This window comes from Corynebacterium durum (assembly GCF_030408675.1).
Lineage (GTDB): Bacteria > Actinomycetota > Actinomycetes > Mycobacteriales > Mycobacteriaceae > Corynebacterium > Corynebacterium durum.
This window is the reverse complement of record NZ_CP047200.1, coordinates 592,714-607,668: the sequence shown is the minus strand read 5'-3', so window position 1 is coordinate 607,668 and position 14,955 is coordinate 592,714. Positions and strand designations below refer to the sequence as shown.

The 14,955-nt window shown below is 57.8% G+C and carries 12 protein-coding genes; 7 read left to right on the top strand and 5 right to left on the bottom strand.

Annotated elements, in window-relative coordinates:
* The first annotated feature begins 163 nt into the window (after positions 1-163).
* Positions 164-745, top strand: coding sequence for a hypothetical protein (locus CDUR_RS02805; RefSeq protein WP_006062551.1), 582 nt, complete (start codon positions 164-166; stop codon positions 743-745).
* Between the two features lie 94 nt (positions 746-839).
* Here the strand turns inward: CDUR_RS02805 and CDUR_RS02800 are convergent, their stop codons facing one another.
* From CDUR_RS02800 to CDUR_RS02785, 4 genes are all read right to left on the bottom strand, one after another.
* Positions 840-3,527, bottom strand: a complete 2,688-nt coding sequence (locus CDUR_RS02800) for an FtsX-like permease family protein (RefSeq protein WP_179418905.1) — start codon at positions 3,525-3,527, stop codon at positions 840-842.
* Positions 3,520-4,227, bottom strand: a complete 708-nt coding sequence (locus tag CDUR_RS02795; protein WP_179418904.1) for an ABC transporter ATP-binding protein — start codon at positions 4,225-4,227, stop codon at positions 3,520-3,522. Before CDUR_RS02795 ends, CDUR_RS02800 begins: the two co-directional genes overlap by 8 nt.
* Positions 4,211-4,768: a PadR family transcriptional regulator gene (locus CDUR_RS02790; RefSeq protein WP_179418903.1), complete on the bottom strand. Its 558-nt coding sequence runs from the start codon at positions 4,766-4,768 to the stop codon at positions 4,211-4,213. The genes CDUR_RS02795 and CDUR_RS02790 overlap by 17 nt, the downstream gene beginning before the upstream one ends.
* A 153-nt stretch (positions 4,769-4,921) precedes the next feature.
* On the bottom strand, positions 4,922-5,986 hold the full coding sequence (locus CDUR_RS02785; RefSeq protein ID WP_006062555.1) for a Cj0069 family protein: 1,065 nt from the start codon (positions 5,984-5,986) through the stop codon (positions 4,922-4,924).
* Between the two features lie 533 nt (positions 5,987-6,519).
* Between CDUR_RS02785 and CDUR_RS02780 the strand changes: the two genes are divergently transcribed.
* The 6 genes from CDUR_RS02780 to CDUR_RS02755 all read left to right on the top strand — a co-directional run bounded on the left by CDUR_RS02780 (position 6,520) and on the right by CDUR_RS02755 (position 13,458).
* Positions 6,520-7,410, top strand: a complete 891-nt coding sequence (locus tag CDUR_RS02780) for a sulfurtransferase (RefSeq protein WP_179418902.1) — start codon at positions 6,520-6,522, stop codon at positions 7,408-7,410.
* 274 nt (positions 7,411-7,684) lie between these two features.
* A complete protein-coding gene (locus CDUR_RS02775) occupies positions 7,685-9,466 on the top strand; it encodes an acetyl/propionyl/methylcrotonyl-CoA carboxylase subunit alpha (RefSeq protein ID WP_179418901.1) in 1,782 nt (593 codons plus the stop codon).
* A gap of 139 nt (positions 9,467-9,605) precedes the next feature.
* Positions 9,606-10,157, top strand: a complete 552-nt coding sequence (locus CDUR_RS02770) for a DUF1707 SHOCT-like domain-containing protein (RefSeq protein ID WP_179418900.1) — start codon at positions 9,606-9,608, stop codon at positions 10,155-10,157.
* An 11-nt stretch (positions 10,158-10,168) separates the two neighbouring features.
* Positions 10,169-10,558, top strand: a complete 390-nt coding sequence (locus CDUR_RS02765; RefSeq protein WP_179418899.1) for a hypothetical protein — start codon at positions 10,169-10,171, stop codon at positions 10,556-10,558.
* A gap of 1 nt (position 10,559) precedes the next feature.
* Complete coding sequence (glpK, locus tag CDUR_RS02760; RefSeq protein ID WP_179418898.1) at positions 10,560-12,077, top strand: glycerol kinase GlpK; 1,518 nt, start codon at positions 10,560-10,562, stop codon at positions 12,075-12,077.
* Positions 12,078-12,108: 31 nt separating this feature from the next.
* A complete protein-coding gene (locus CDUR_RS02755) occupies positions 12,109-13,458 on the top strand; it encodes a phytoene desaturase family protein (RefSeq protein WP_179417164.1) in 1,350 nt (449 codons plus the stop codon).
* A 25-nt stretch (positions 13,459-13,483) separates the two neighbouring features.
* On the opposite strand, the gene CDUR_RS02750 is transcribed toward CDUR_RS02755, so the two are convergent.
* The gene (locus tag CDUR_RS02750) at positions 13,484-14,896 is read right to left on the bottom strand and encodes an NAD(P)H-quinone dehydrogenase (protein WP_179418897.1); all 1,413 of its coding nucleotides are present in this window, start codon (positions 14,894-14,896) and stop codon (positions 13,484-13,486) included.
* Positions 14,897-14,955: the final 59 nt, after the last annotated feature.

Below are 14,955 nucleotides of genomic sequence, written 5' to 3'. Positions count from 1 at the left end.
GCCACACGCAGTGCTCATGAACTGACCGACAGTGCACCGGTGAGAGAGGTACGTATCACGGAAGCAACCGTTTCGGCAGCTCAGTAAATTAAATATAATTAATAGCTGAAAATTGAACAGGAACGGGACTGCATTTTTTAGAAATTCTTGATATTCTCACAGTATGCAGTCCTTCTTTGTGCTCCTCACCGCGCTTGGCTCCGTGGTTGCGATGCTCACTCAACTGCTGTCCGGTATCCCAGCCGAAACCGGCTCACATGGCGCATCGCAGGTCACCAGCCAAGAATCCGTGCTGCGCAATGTTCAAGGCGACATCGTTGTCAACGGCATATCCGTTGGAATGCCGCGTGACACCGTCGAAGGTCTGAACCCTGACTTTCCCAAGACAAGCACCGATTCCCACAGCGAAACCGGGCAGCACCTTGCGGAAGTGAGCTACAAAAACTCACGCTTCTACTTCACGCCCACTGAAAACGGGTCAAAGGTAGAGCGCATCAGCGTGCAACAAACCCCCGACGGGATTAAAATCGGCTCGCCGATTCTCGACGCCTCGGCAAAGTACAGCGCTCCCATCCACGCCTACCGATCCTCCAACGGACACACCTACGCCGTCTATGATGCCAACTCGGCACTTGATCTGGCCTGGGTCTTCGCCTACGACAACAACAAGATCACCGAGGTGATCATCACCTCGGGTCTGGAAAAATACAAAGCCGACGCCAAAGCCGCAAAAAACGGCTCCTAGCATAAGGTAGCGCCAACACAAGACGCTGGGCCGCTGAACGTTATCATCCGTTCAGCGGCCCAGCGCTTTTTTGTGTTATACGTGCCCACTCCCCTCAGCGCCTGCGGGGATAATCCGAAACGGACCGCACCCCAAACAACGCGCCCGCCAGCCAGGAAAGCCCAACGATAAAGAGCAAAAACAGACCATACACTTCGATGTACTGCAGATCCCAGTGGGCAAATCTACCGAAAAGCTGCGCGTTGCTGAGGTAGTTGACTGTACCTGGAATCACCAGGCACAACGTGCCTGCTACCGCACCAGCAAGACCAACAACCATGCCCTGGGCCCCAGCATATCGCCGCACCAAGGACTTCGGCGCGCCCAACGCTGCCATCGCTTCCATGTCACTGCGGGATTCCGCAGCCGCTAAGAACACGATGAGCAGAACAACCCCAATGGTCAACGCCCCAGACATAGCGACTTGCGGCAGCAGAATCACGAGTTTTTCAGGTTGAGATGCCCCAGGTAGCGTGACCGTCATATGTCGCACACCGTGAGGCGCGCCCAGTTCTACAAGTATCAACTCAACAAGCGATAAGGGTTCCGACAGTTCAAAAACGCTACCTGCGTACACGATGTCAGCTCCCAGCTTTCGGGCGGTCTCGGGTGTGATGAGTATAGGCGTGCCCCACCTGGTCACTGGAGATGCATTGTTGTTGAGTGGCGCGGCGTCAAGAAGCGTGGTGCTTTCAGGCTCTGCATCTGTTTTGTTGACTGTCCAACCGTCATCAGCATGGAAAGAAAACTCATACCCTGTTGCTATGTCGCTGTTGTGATACATATCAACGCGCACTTTGCCGTCGCGGATGTAGTTTGTATTGTCTACCACCGCCTTACCGTCGGCTAGTGCCTGCTTCGCTGCTGCAAGCTGTTCTGGAGTGACCTGACCAGGATGCAACGATGCCACAGTATCCAGATAGTCCGGCTCAGCGATCACCATGCAGCTGTCGATCTTGGTTATGGAACTGAACAAAATACTATCTTCAGATTCTGTCGATGCCTCTACCTGAGGCAGATTGGCCTGGTCACCATAAGCGCACGTCAGAAGAGTACGAGCCTCACCGTAGCTGGTGGACAGCTCATACACATCAGCCTGATGATTCACATCGTAATGCTCACGGATGGCACGCACATCTTGTTCATAGGGCCGTGCTGTCGCAGTATCCACCGTTGTCCGCGCAACCATCTGCGTTGCGCGGGCCGGGTTTTTGTCCACGTCACTAGCATCCACTCCATCCATTCCAGGACCCATCACCCCTAACAGCATTGCGCAGCTATACACTGTCCCCGCCACCGCCGCGACAGCGGGTGCGGTTCGGTGAATGTTCCGCAACGCATCGCGCGCGGCCAATTTGCCAGGAAGAGGCAGGACGGTACCACAGCGCGCCACCACCCACACCATAAGCGGCGCACACAAAATCGCAGCAATACCAGCCAGGTTCCACCACACTGAGGTGAGCGCATGCTGAGGCAGTGCAGCAAGAATCATAATGGGGATGAACAGCAACAACGGCAGCGCCATCATCCAATGGAACCGACGCATGCGTCTCGACGCCCCGTCGGCCAGGGCATGCACAGGATTCTCCGTGCCCACCCACACTGCAGGAATCAATGCTGCACCCACACCGGACACAAAGACGGCCGGGAGCAGCACCAACGCGACATCCCATGCCCACTGCAGGTGAATCACGCCAATACCGGGAAGCAACGTCACAGCATAGAACACGGGCAGGGAGAGAACCAGGCCCAAAATATAACCAATGCAGCTGACAATAATGCCTTCCATCAGCACAGTATTGCGCACGTCACTCGGTGATGCCCCGATGGATGCGTACAGCCCCAGCATGCGTCGTTTTCTGCGCGCCGACACGGCAAAAATCGGGCCAATAATGGCAGCCACCAGCAAAAGAAGCAGCACAAGAACAACCACACCGACAACCATGTTCTCGGGAGAACTAAACAGACCCCGCGCCTCGCCCACGATTGTCCCTGAGCGCGAACCCCGCTCAGCTGACGAGACTGAGATTCCCATTCCAGGTTCGGTGGTTATTGACATACGCTCATCGGAACGCCAGCTCAGATGCGCTGAGCGCCCCAGCTCTGAGTCTCGAGCCGAATCAGTGATGCCGATAGCACGTGATAGATCCTCATAGTTTGCAACGTTTCGTTGTGTCTGTGAGAAACCAGCCACTACGAGCGAGAGCTCCTTCTGCTCCTCTAGATTGCCAAGCACCGGAACAGTTATAGTCACCGTATCACCTGGTGACACCCCCAAAAGTTCAGCAAAATCCTTATCTAGGAGCACTTCACCGGGCTTTGGCCCGGAGGGATTCACTTCTTTGGACACCATGTCAGAGGAAGCCTGCTCACCGTTGGCACTAATGGTGGCGTAGGTACTGAGGCTCGCGTACACCTTCGAGATCAACTCTGGGTCATGCCCCAACGCGTCGCTAATGCGTTGCTTATCTGAGAGGTCGGCACGATCCGCATGATCTGGGCTTAGGCACCAGTCTTTGTTCTTCGCCCACGAGTCATAATTGCAGGGCGTATTGGTCAGGCTTATCGACGTCGCCGGCTCCCCAATGTCTGGATACTCCACGCGCTCACTAGAAATAAGCGTAAAGAAAGCAACAATGCAGGCGATAGGCAGGGAAAACAGCGCCACCGACAGTGCGAAGCGGCGGCGGTGCCCCATCAGGTCACGCCACGCCAGCCGTACGGCTATTGATGCTCTAGCCATTGTTATCCGCCTCATCCACAATCTTTCCATCCCGCAGGTACACCACTCGATCAGCCCACGCGGCAAAACGTGGTTCATGCGTGACCAGCACGCATGCCGCGCCGTCGTCAACGCGGCGACGCAACAATTGCATGACGGATTCCGCCGTGGTGGTGTCCAGAGCGCCGGTGGGTTCGTCCGCGAGTATGAGCTGCCGCACCCCCACCAGCGCCCGGGCAATGGCGACGCGCTGGCGCTGACCACCGGAAATTTCCGAAGGATAGCGGTCCGCCAGATCAGCCTGGTTAATGTCCTCCAGCGCAGCGCGCCCCTGCGCGCGGGCTTCTTTGGTCGGCATTTTCCCCAGTTCCAGCGGGAGGGACACATTTTCCAAGACGGTGAGAGTGGGAATTAGGTTGAAGTCTTGAAAAACAAAACCTACGTGGGCGCGCCTGATCGTGGCGCGGGCTGTCGGCGGAAGATACCCACTATCATTACCTGCGATAAAAACCCTTCCTGAAGTTGGGGCATCAAGCGTGCCAGCGATGTTCAGCAAGGTGGTTTTGCCGGAGCCGGATGGACCCATGACGGCGACCAGCTCGCCTGGCATCACGGTGAGATTCACATGATCAAGTGCGGTGATGGTCGTTGGCCCGTCTTGGTGAATGCGGCATACGTCCTCTAAAACTAGGGCTGGGACGTCATCAGATGGAGTTGTCATCGTGTTTCCTTGGGGTAGCAAGTGTTTCTACATGGTCGAGCCAGCGGGCTTCTGCCTCAAGATCAAAGATGCGGCGCTCGTACAGCAACCGTTCCGCGGATTGTTCGGCAGGCGTCTGCGCTTTGAGCCGTGTGATTTCTCGAAGTTCATTCATGGTGGCGCGGCGTTGCGTCTGAATAAGTTCTCGTAGATTCACCATGGTGGTGTGTGAGACAGCAAGCTGAGCTGCGATGGCGATTTTTATCACGAGTTCATCTCGGTCATCGCGTGGGCGCATGCTGGCGGTGGTTAACCAGTCGTGGACAACATCCCTCCCCGCCTGGGTGATGGCGTAGATCTCTGCGGATCTGCCCGTTTCACCAATTTCACTGCCGTGGTGGGCAATAAGGCCGTCACGTTCCAAGCGCTGGATGGTTTGAAAAACCTGGCCAACGTTCACAGGCCATGTGTGCTTGGTGATGTCCTCAAAGTCATGACGCAGCTGCCCAACACCGCGGGGATGGTCAGCCAACAAGCTGAGCAAGGCAAGTTTTATTGACATTTTGGGTTAACCATTCATCATTCAGGTGTGGTTACTCGGTAACCACTACTATAGGTTACCGAGTAACCATTGACCACCCCTTGCTGTGAAGAAGGACAAAAGTGGCGCACACGCCACACGGCGCCGCGCCACTTCAGCTAGAAACAGTGGTGTTTAGCTAGCGTTTTTCGCCTCCACACGGGAGATGGCTTCCTTGGCCACCATCTCCTGAATACCCATGTCGAGCTCCGATGTGAAGCCGACGCAGGAACAGTTGATCTCGCCGAGGACGTAGGTGTCGCCACCTCCCGGGGCGTCGTCAAGCATGAAATCAGCAGTCCAGATGAGCGGAATGTTGTCACCACCGAGTTTCTCGGCGATCACTGGGCGAACCTCAGCGAACATGTCCACCAGTTCCTGCCACTTCTCTGGGGAATCGTAGGTGTACTGCGCACCAGAGAACAGGGTGGCCGAGAAGTTATCCCCACCAGCGGCAGGCTTCTTGTGCACCACGAACACCGGGTGCGGACCAACCAGCAAGATACGAATTTCACCCTCAACGATGCGGGGCATGAATCGCATGTCCACCAACATGCCGTTGTCACCGATGATGTACTGGTCACAGAAGTCCATGAACTCGCCGAGTTCGCGAACCTCGGTATGGTTGTCCACGGCCTCCGTGCAGCGCAGTTTCGTGTCCAGCGGAAGAGTGGTGCCGGGCTCAATGCTTGCAGCAAGTTCCTTATCCTCCAGCTGCACACGCCAAATACCGGAACCAGTGGAACCACGATTCTGCTTGAGCACGCGCTCACCGTACGACAGTGAGGAGGGGAACGTCTTGTGGAACGTGTCAACATCGTAGTAGGCGTAGGTGTCGGACGGCACAAGGTCAGTGTCAGCAAGCTTGACCAGGGCGTCTTTCGCACCGTAGGACATCATCTCATCGGGACGAGACATGCCCACAAGACCGGCCTCATCAGAAAGTCGGGTAAGTAAATCAAAGTAGCCTTTTTCACCACCAGGAATATTTCCTGGGTTCACACGGGAAATATAGGCATCGAAATTGTTGGAGACGTAGTCATAGAGGTCGTCGGACCACTCAGGCCGGTAATACACAACTTCCGCATGCCATCCCTGATCCTTGATGGCATCAACGATCGGCATGGTGTCCTTGCGGTGACCGTTGAACTGCTTATCGCTGCCGCCTTCAACCTCGAATACAACGATGCTTTTATGCACGTAGGTTCTCCTTACATGAGCTGGTGTCTCCAGCTGTCTTCACAGTATGTGCAGGGGCGTCGCACAGTCAGCACTCCCCATCCTTTATTGAACCTCATGGATGCAACAGAAAGGGCGTATTGAGCTCAGCAACCCCGACCGGGGCAAAATCTCATCACATTCTCAAACATTGTGAAGAATCAAATGCGCGCGAAGTTACACCCGCCGGTAGCCCCGACACTAGGGCATATACTGTAATAGCACACACCTTTTTGCAACAACGTAATTAATACCACACCTGAATGGGTTTATGACCTCCCCCGCCAATCATCTCTATGCTGGTTCTTGGCCACTATTTTAATAACAGGTGACCGACACCACCGATGCCCACGCTCGGGCGCATCATTTTCCTATAAGGTTCCACAACACCAGGGAGAGCACAGGTGGAACAGTGCAGTCGTGGCCCTACAACCACGACGCCACGCACGAGACCGCGACAATACACAGCCCGCCCAACACAGGAAAGTACGAAGAGTCGCACGAAAGGAAGCACCATGCCAGTACCCAATGATCCAAGCCCAGAATTTAAGGATTATGCACACCCCGAGCGTTTAGTGTCCGCCTCATGGTTGAGCGCACGGCTAGGAAGCCCTGGTCTCCGCGTGGTGGAATCCGATGAGGACGCGCTGCTCTACGACATCGGCCATGTACCCGGCGCGCTCCGCATTGACTGGCGCACGGAACTCAACGATCCCGTGATACGTGATTTTATTGGGCCGGAGGACTTTGCGGAACTTATGCGTTCAAAAGGCATTAACCGTGACGACACTGTAGTGATTTATGGCGATAAATCCAACTGGTGGGCGGCGTTTACGTTCTGGGTTTTTGAATTGTTTGGACACCCAGATGTGCGACTACTCAACGGCGGGAGGGACGCTTGGATTGCGGAGGAACGCGATACATCATTTGCTGTGCCGGAGTATCCGCGCACAACATACCCTGTGCCTGAGCGTGACGACGCCCCGTCGCGCGCCTTTTCCTCGGATGTTCTTGACCACATTGGTAAGGGCACGATTCTCGATACACGCACACCAGAAGAATATGTGGGCAACCGCACGAGCTTCGGTAGCGCCTCGGATTCCGCTATTGCACGCGGCGGGCATATTCCCACAGCGGTGAATGTATCGTGGGATCGTTCAGTACACCCAAACAGCCGCTTCCGTTCCCGTACTGAACTGGAGGTGATCTACGCTGGCCTCGATCCACACTCCCCGACTGTGACGTATTGCCGTGTGGGTGATCGCTCTGCCCATACGTGGTTTGTACTGAAATACCTGCTTGGTTTTGAGAATGTACGTAACTACGATGGGTCGTGGGTTGAATGGGGCAACATGATCCGCATGCCCATTTATGTGGGTGACGAGCCGGGCGAGTTCGGGCAATAATAACAGCAGACCTCCACCCCCACTCCCCCCAACATAGGGCGAACATTGTTCAATCCTGCAGTTGAGGGGCAATGTTACCCAATTTTAGGTGTAGTTTCCTACCCCCTAGCACCCATTTTAAACCCATCAGCCCTTTGCATATGCGGGCTATATGTAACAATGAGTGGTGTCAATTGCTCTGCAACAGTGTTGTGGGGCACAGCGCATACTATTTTGGACGGCGTCGGACAGTGAACCTACTGACGTCAACGTGTAAAACTCAGGAGGGTTTTTAGTGACCGTCGAACTCAAGAAGATCACCAAGGTTCTCGTGGCAAACCGTGGTGAAATCGCGATTCGCGTTATTCGTGCTGCGCGCGATGCGGGCATTGCCAGCGTCGCCGTTTACGCAGAACCAGATGCAGACGCACCGTTCGTCTCTATGGCGGACGAAGCTTTCGCCCTTGGCGGCCAGAACTCGGCGGAGTCTTACCTGGTATTTGACAAGATCCTTGATGCTGCAAAGAAGTCCGGCGCTGATGCCATCCACCCGGGTTACGGCTTCCTGTCCGAAAACGGCGACTTTGCTGAGGCCGTTATTAACGCAGGTTTGACCTGGATCGGCCCCTCCCCCCAGTCCATCCGCGACTTGGGCGACAAGGTCACCGCCCGTCACATCGCGCTGCGTGCCGAAGCCCCAATGGCCCCCGGCACGAAAGAACCCGTCAAAGATGCCGACGAGGTCATCGCCTTCGCTGAGCAGTATGGGCTGCCGATCGCCATTAAAGCCGCCTTCGGTGGCGGCGGACGCGGCATGAAAGTCGCCTACACGATGGAGGAGGTCAGGGACCTTTACGAATCCGCCACCCGTGAGGCTCTCGCGGCCTTCGGCCGGGGCGAATGCTTTGTGGAACGCTACCTGGATAAAGCCCGCCACGTGGAGTGCCAGGTTCTCGCCGACCAACATGGCAACGTTGTTGTTGCAGGTACCCGCGATTGCTCACTGCAGCGCCGCTTCCAAAAGCTGGTGGAGGAAGCACCCGCGCCGTTCCTCACCGATGAGCAGCGCGAACGCTTGCACTCATCCGCTAAGGCGATTTGCAAAGAAGCAGGTTATTACGGCGCAGGCACCGTTGAATACCTCGTTGGATCCGACGGACTGATCTCCTTCCTTGAGGTCAACACCCGTCTGCAGGTGGAACACCCCGTCACCGAGGTGACCACCGGATTGGACCTAGTGCGCGAACAGTTCCGTATCGCCGAGGGCAAGGAACTTCATATTAAAGAAGACCCCACCCCGCGCGGCCACGCATTTGAGTTCCGCATCAACGGCGAAGACGCAGGCAACAACTTCATGCCCGCCCCCGGCAAAATCACCAAGTACATCGAGCCTGCAGGTCCGGGCGTTCGCATGGACTCCGGCGTTGTAGAAGGCTCTGTCATTGGCGGACAGTTTGACTCCATGCTGGCAAAGCTCATCGTCTTTGGCGAAACCCGTGACCAGGCCCTGCAGCGGGCACGCCGCGCCCTCGCAGAGTACATCATTGAGGGCATGCCCACTGCCATCCCATTCCACAAACACATCATTGAAAACCCAGCCTTTGTGGGCGACGGTGAGAAGTTTGATGTGTACACCAAGTGGATTGAAGAAGAATGGGACAACCCCATCCCCGCCTATGTCGATCCCGCCGATGTTGAGGACGATGAGGAAACAACACCAGCGCAAAAGGTCGTTGTGGAGATTGACGGCCGCCGCGTCGAAATCGCCTTGCCTGGCGACTTGGCACTAGCAGGCGGCAATGGTGGCGCAGCCAAAAAGAAGGCCAAGAAACGCCGCGCAGGCGGCGGCAAGAAGGCTGTTTCTGGTGATGCTGTCGCAGCCCCCATGCAGGGCACCGTCATCAAGGTCAACGTCGAAGAGGGACAGGAAGTTGCCGAAGGCGAAACCGTGGTTGTCCTTGAGGCCATGAAGATGGAAAACCCGGTCAAGGCCCACAAGTCCGGTGTGGTCACTGGCCTCTCCGCAGCAGCGGGTGAAGGCGTGACTAAGGGTTCCGTTTTGATGGAAATCAAGTAGCAACTCAGTCCCCGGTTACAAGTAGTCCCCCAGTGAGCTTTTCCGCTGAGGGGACTACTTTTTGCACCATGTCCCGGCGGTCTAGCCAAATTTCCTTTCTCCACGCCGTCATAACCACTGTGTAGCTACACTGAAACCTATGGATGACGATCACTTCAGAATCGGCGATAACGATCGCCGCCGAGCACTCGAATCCCTCACCTCACTCGCGGCAAGCGGGCATCTCACCGTTGACGAATTCGACGAACGCTCAGCAGCCGCAGCAATCGCCCGAACCAGAGGTGACATTAAAAGACTCTTCGACGACATCCCCGGCGTTGATTTCACAGCCTCTGATGACTCGGCTGATGCATCAGAAGAAGCTGCAAAACCAGTGTCCCTAGAATCGCCCGACGCCTATGACTACACCATGCTGCCTGATGCCACCCAAAACCGGGCATCAGGCTTCCAAATTCGTGTCGGAATCATGTGCATCACCGCCATCTTCGGGATTACCGCAACCGCAATCACAGCAAACCCACTATTTATAGTCGTCTTAAACCCCATCGTGGCGATTCTCCTCTTCGTCCTCAAAGTCGGCCCTGCACGCTGGTATGTTCCCTCCGCAGGAGAACTTGAACGCCGACAGCTGAAACGACTACGTCACCAGAAAAATCTCCAACAAGAACTAGAGGGCGACGCCAACCCTTAAACTGGGTTTTTATGGAACCCATGGACATCAACGGCGGCCGCTTCTACGTCCGCCCACTTCACGACGACAACCGTATCGACGACCGCCCAGCCCTCAGCGTCATCCACAACCACCCCATCCCGGAGGATTATGTGGAAAAACGGCGGCAGGAATGGGCGTCGGAAAGCACCTACAGCTGGGCCGCATGCGAGCAAACCAGCGTGGAGATGCTGGCGCTGATCACCCTCACCCCGCAGGGAGACGGCACCGCGCACATTGAAGCCCTTCCAGCCGGTGACCCTGAGCGTCAGCTCCCCAACGATCCGGTGCTAGAGCAGAAAACTGTGGGCGATGCCGTCGCCGAAGGGCGCGACACCGTGCAGCGCTGGGCGGAAAGCTATCTGGGGCTGAAAGTCATCTAGTATGCCGCGATTCCCACGACTACGGCGCCCCACCCGCCGCGGCACAGGAACCTTGGTCGCGGCTCTTGACCAAGGCACCACCTCCACACGATGCATGCTTTTCGACGCCTCGGGAAACAGCCTTGGCACTAGCCAAATGGAACACAATCAGGTCTTTCCCCGCGCCGGGTGGGTGGAGCACGACCCCATGGAAATCTGGTCGCACACCCGCCGCGTCATGGCCGATGTACTGGCCCTCAGCGAGTACTCCGGCACCGACATTGCAGCGCTGGGCATCACCAACCAACGCGAAACCACTGTTGTGTGGGACCGCACCACTGGTGAACCTGTCTACAACGCGATCGTGTGGCAAGACACCCGCACTTCAGACATCTGCTCCGAGCTCGATCCGCATCTTTTCGAACGAACCGGGCTGCCAGTGTCCACCTACTTCTCCGGCCCGAAAATCGCCTGGATCCTCGACAATGTTCCTGGAGCACGGGCACGGGCAGACGCCGGTGAGCTGGCGTTTGGCACCATTGATTCCTGGCTGGTGTGGCGGCTCACCAAGGGGAATGTACACTGCACGGACGTCACCAACGCTTCCCGCACCATGCTGATGGACCTCAACACGTTGCAGTGGGACGCTGAGCTGTGCGCGGCGCTGGGAATCCCTCAGTCCATGCTCCCCCGTATTGTCTCCTCCTCCGAAGAGATCGGAACCGTAGCGCAATCCGGCGAATTCAACGGGGTACCCATCACCGGAATCCTGGGCGACCAACAGGCAGCCACCTTCGGGCAAGCCTGCCTGGAACCCGGGGAGGCGAAAAACACCTACGGAACAGGGAATTTTCTCCTGCTCAACACGGGCACGGAGCTGCGTCGCAGCACACACGGACTTATTTCCACCGTCTGCTACAAACTGGGCGATCAACCCACTGTGTACGCCTTGGAGGGGTCCATCGCTGTGACAGGGTCGCTCATACAGTGGCTGCGCGACAACCTCGGCATTATCCGCAGTGCGCCAGAGGTGGAAACCTTAGCAAACACCGTGCCCGATAACGGAGGATGCTACATCGTCCCTGCGTTCTCGGGACTCCTGGCACCACACTGGCGTGACGATGCCCGCGGCATTATCGCTGGGCTGACGCGCTTTAACACCAAAGCACACATCGCCCGCGCAGCTTTGGAAGCCGTGGCCTACCAAACCCGGGAGGTCGTTGATGCCATGAACAACGACTCCGGCATCCCACTCACCCGACTCAAAGTAGACGGCGGGATGGTCCGCAACAAACTACTCATGCAATTCCAGGCCGATCAACTTGGGGTGCCCGTGATCGTCCCCGCCATCACCGAAATCACCGCCCTCGGGGCCGCCTACGCAGCCGGACTCGCCGCTGGCATCTGGTCCTCCACCGATGACATCCGCAGGCTCTGGCGCGAACAACACTCCTACCAGCCGACCATGCCACCACCGCAACGCGACGAGCTGTACGCGGGGTGGAACAAAGCCGTCGAACGAACCCTCGGGTGGGCGTAAACGGACTCGCTTCACGCGTATCCTTAAACCCGTGCCTACACCACGCGCTTTTATCATCGGCTCCGGTCCCAACGGACTCAGCGCCGCCATTGTGCTAGCGCGCGCGGGTTTTCGCACCACAGTCTTCGAACAATCTGACACCCTTGGGGGCGGCTGCCGCAGCATCACGCGCCAGGGACTCACCATAGACACCTGCGCCGCCATCCACCCCACCGCCCTCGCATCCCCCTTCTTCCAAAGCCTGGACCTCCCCATAAGCTACGCCCAGCCGGACATTCCACTCACTCACCCCCTTAGCGACGGCGACGGCCTCACCCTCCACCGGGACATCACCCACATGCCCCGCTCATGGCAACGCATCTTCCGCCCCCTTACCTCACATATCGACGCCGTCACCTCCCTCACCTTCAACCGCCGCAACACGCACCTGCCCACCACCATCCATTTCGCGCGGCACGCTGCCACGCCCGCGTCCCGTTACAATCCCCTCTTCCAAGGCATCGCCGCGCACGCCTTTACCCGACTCGACACACCAGGCAGCTCAGCCGTGGGACTGGCCCTTGGAACATACGCACACACTGTTGGCTGGCCCGTCATCGTCGGCGGATCGGGCGCACTCACCGCCGCACTTGTCGAAGCATCCACACGAGCAGGGTCAGGGGTACAATTCACCACCTCAACCCGCATCACCTCACTCCGCGACCTCGACGCACATCCACAACGCGACGTCGTCATCCTCAACACCACCCCGCGCTTCGCCGCCGACTTCCTGGCCACATCCCAGCAACCCCGCCGCATCGCAAAGCGCTACCGTCGCTTCCGCCACGGCCCCGCCGCCTACCGCATCGATATCGCCCTCCGCGGTGACATCCCCTGGCTTTACGACGACGCCCGGCGCGCCGGTACTATTCACCTCGGCGACCCCGTGGCCACAGAAAACGACATTGCCGCAAGAAAACTCCCCGACCTGCCCTTCACGCTTGTGGGGCAGCAATACCTCGCAGACCCCACCCGAAGTACCGGAAACCTCAACCCCATCTGGGCATACGCCCACGTTCCCGCAGGATACCGGGGCGATGTGACATCGCACATCCTCACCCACATCGAGCACCACGCCCCCGGATTCCACGACCAGATCGAACAGGTGTGGAGCCGATCAGTACAACAGTTGGAGGACGACAACCCGAACTACAGCGGCGGTGACATCGCAGGCGGGGCAAACACACTCCGCCAGCTCGTGGCTCGACCCCGACTCCGCGCCCCTTACGACACCGGCGTGCCTGGGGTCTACCTCGCCTCTGCCTCCACACCACCCGGTGGTGGTGTTCACGGCATGGCAGGTTACCATGCGGCGCGCCGGGCACTGGAACTGTACGGGTAGGCGTGGGGCGTCGATAAGCGGCGTGTTAGCCGAGGTCGTCGTGCTGTACCAACTGGCGGGCCGCCTCGGTGATGGACCCGGACAAGGTGGGGTACACCGAAAAAGTCCCAGCGAGGTCGGACACGGTGAGGCTGTTGTTCACGGCAACAGCGATGGGCAGAATGAGCTCTGACGCGGTGGGTGCCACAATCACACCACCGATGATGGTCCCTGAGTGGCGGCGGCAGAATAGCTTCACAAACCCGTGCCGTAAGGAACGCATTTTTGCGCGCGGGTTTGTCGCCAGCGGCAAAACCACAACCCGGGCAGCCACCTCGCCGGACTCGACCTGCGCTTGGGTGACCCCCACCGCCGCGATCTCCGGGCGGGTGAACACGGCCGTGGCCACGGTCTTCAAGCGGATAGGACTCACTCCCTCCCCCAACGCGTGATACATGGCTATGCGCCCTTGCATCGCGGCGACCGAGGCCAAGGGGAAGAGGTCAGTGCAGTCACCAGCGGCATACACCCCGGCCACAGATGTGCGTGACACGCGATCAACTTTGATATGCCCCGACGGCGTGGTCTCGATACCGACAATATCCAGTCCCAGGTCATCGGTGTTGGGTACAGAGCCGACCGTCATCAACGCATGCGAACCCCTGATTTCCCTCCCGTCCGTGGTACGAACCAACACTCCGCCATCATCGGTGCGTATCACGGAATCGACGCGAGCGTCCTTTTCCAAGGTCACACCGCGCTCGGCCAGCACCGTCTCCAACACGTCGGCGGCATCAGCGTCATCGTGCGGGAGAATGCGGTCACGCGACGCCACCATCGTGACCGGAACGCCAAGCTCAGCAAAGGCGGACACAAACTCCGCACCGGTCACGCCGGACCCCACCACGATCAGATGTTCCGGCAGCTCATTAATCTCATACACCTGCCGCCATGTGAGAATGCGCTCCCCGTCCGGCTGCGCACCGGGCAGAATCCTTGGCGACGCCCCTGTTGCTATCAGCACCAAATCACATTCGATGGTCTCCTCGCGGCCATCCGCATGCGTCACCTTAATGTAGTGCGTGACCTGCTTGGGGTTGTAGTCGTCAAAACATCCCCGACCGTCAATCACACGAACGCCAGCGCGGTCCATCTGTGCACGAATATCCGTTGTTTGGGCCTGCGCCAGCGCTTGAACGCGAGCATTGACAGCCTCAAGTTCAAGAAGTTTCCCCGCGACCTCAGGGCGCTGGAAACCCATGTCGTCGACGCGGCGGAGATCCGTAGCAATCCCCGTTGCTGCAATAAAAGACTTAGAGGGGACACAGTCGTGAATGACCGCCGCACCCCCAAGCCCCTGGTCCTCCACCAGGGTAATGTCAGCCCCATACTTTGCGCCGGCAAGTGCGGCTTCGTATCCGGCTGGGCCGCCGCCGATAATAACGATTCGCTTGGTCACAAGGTCTCCTCTGCTGGGCTGCTCAGGGGTGGCGGGGTAAGGATCACACAAGATAGTGT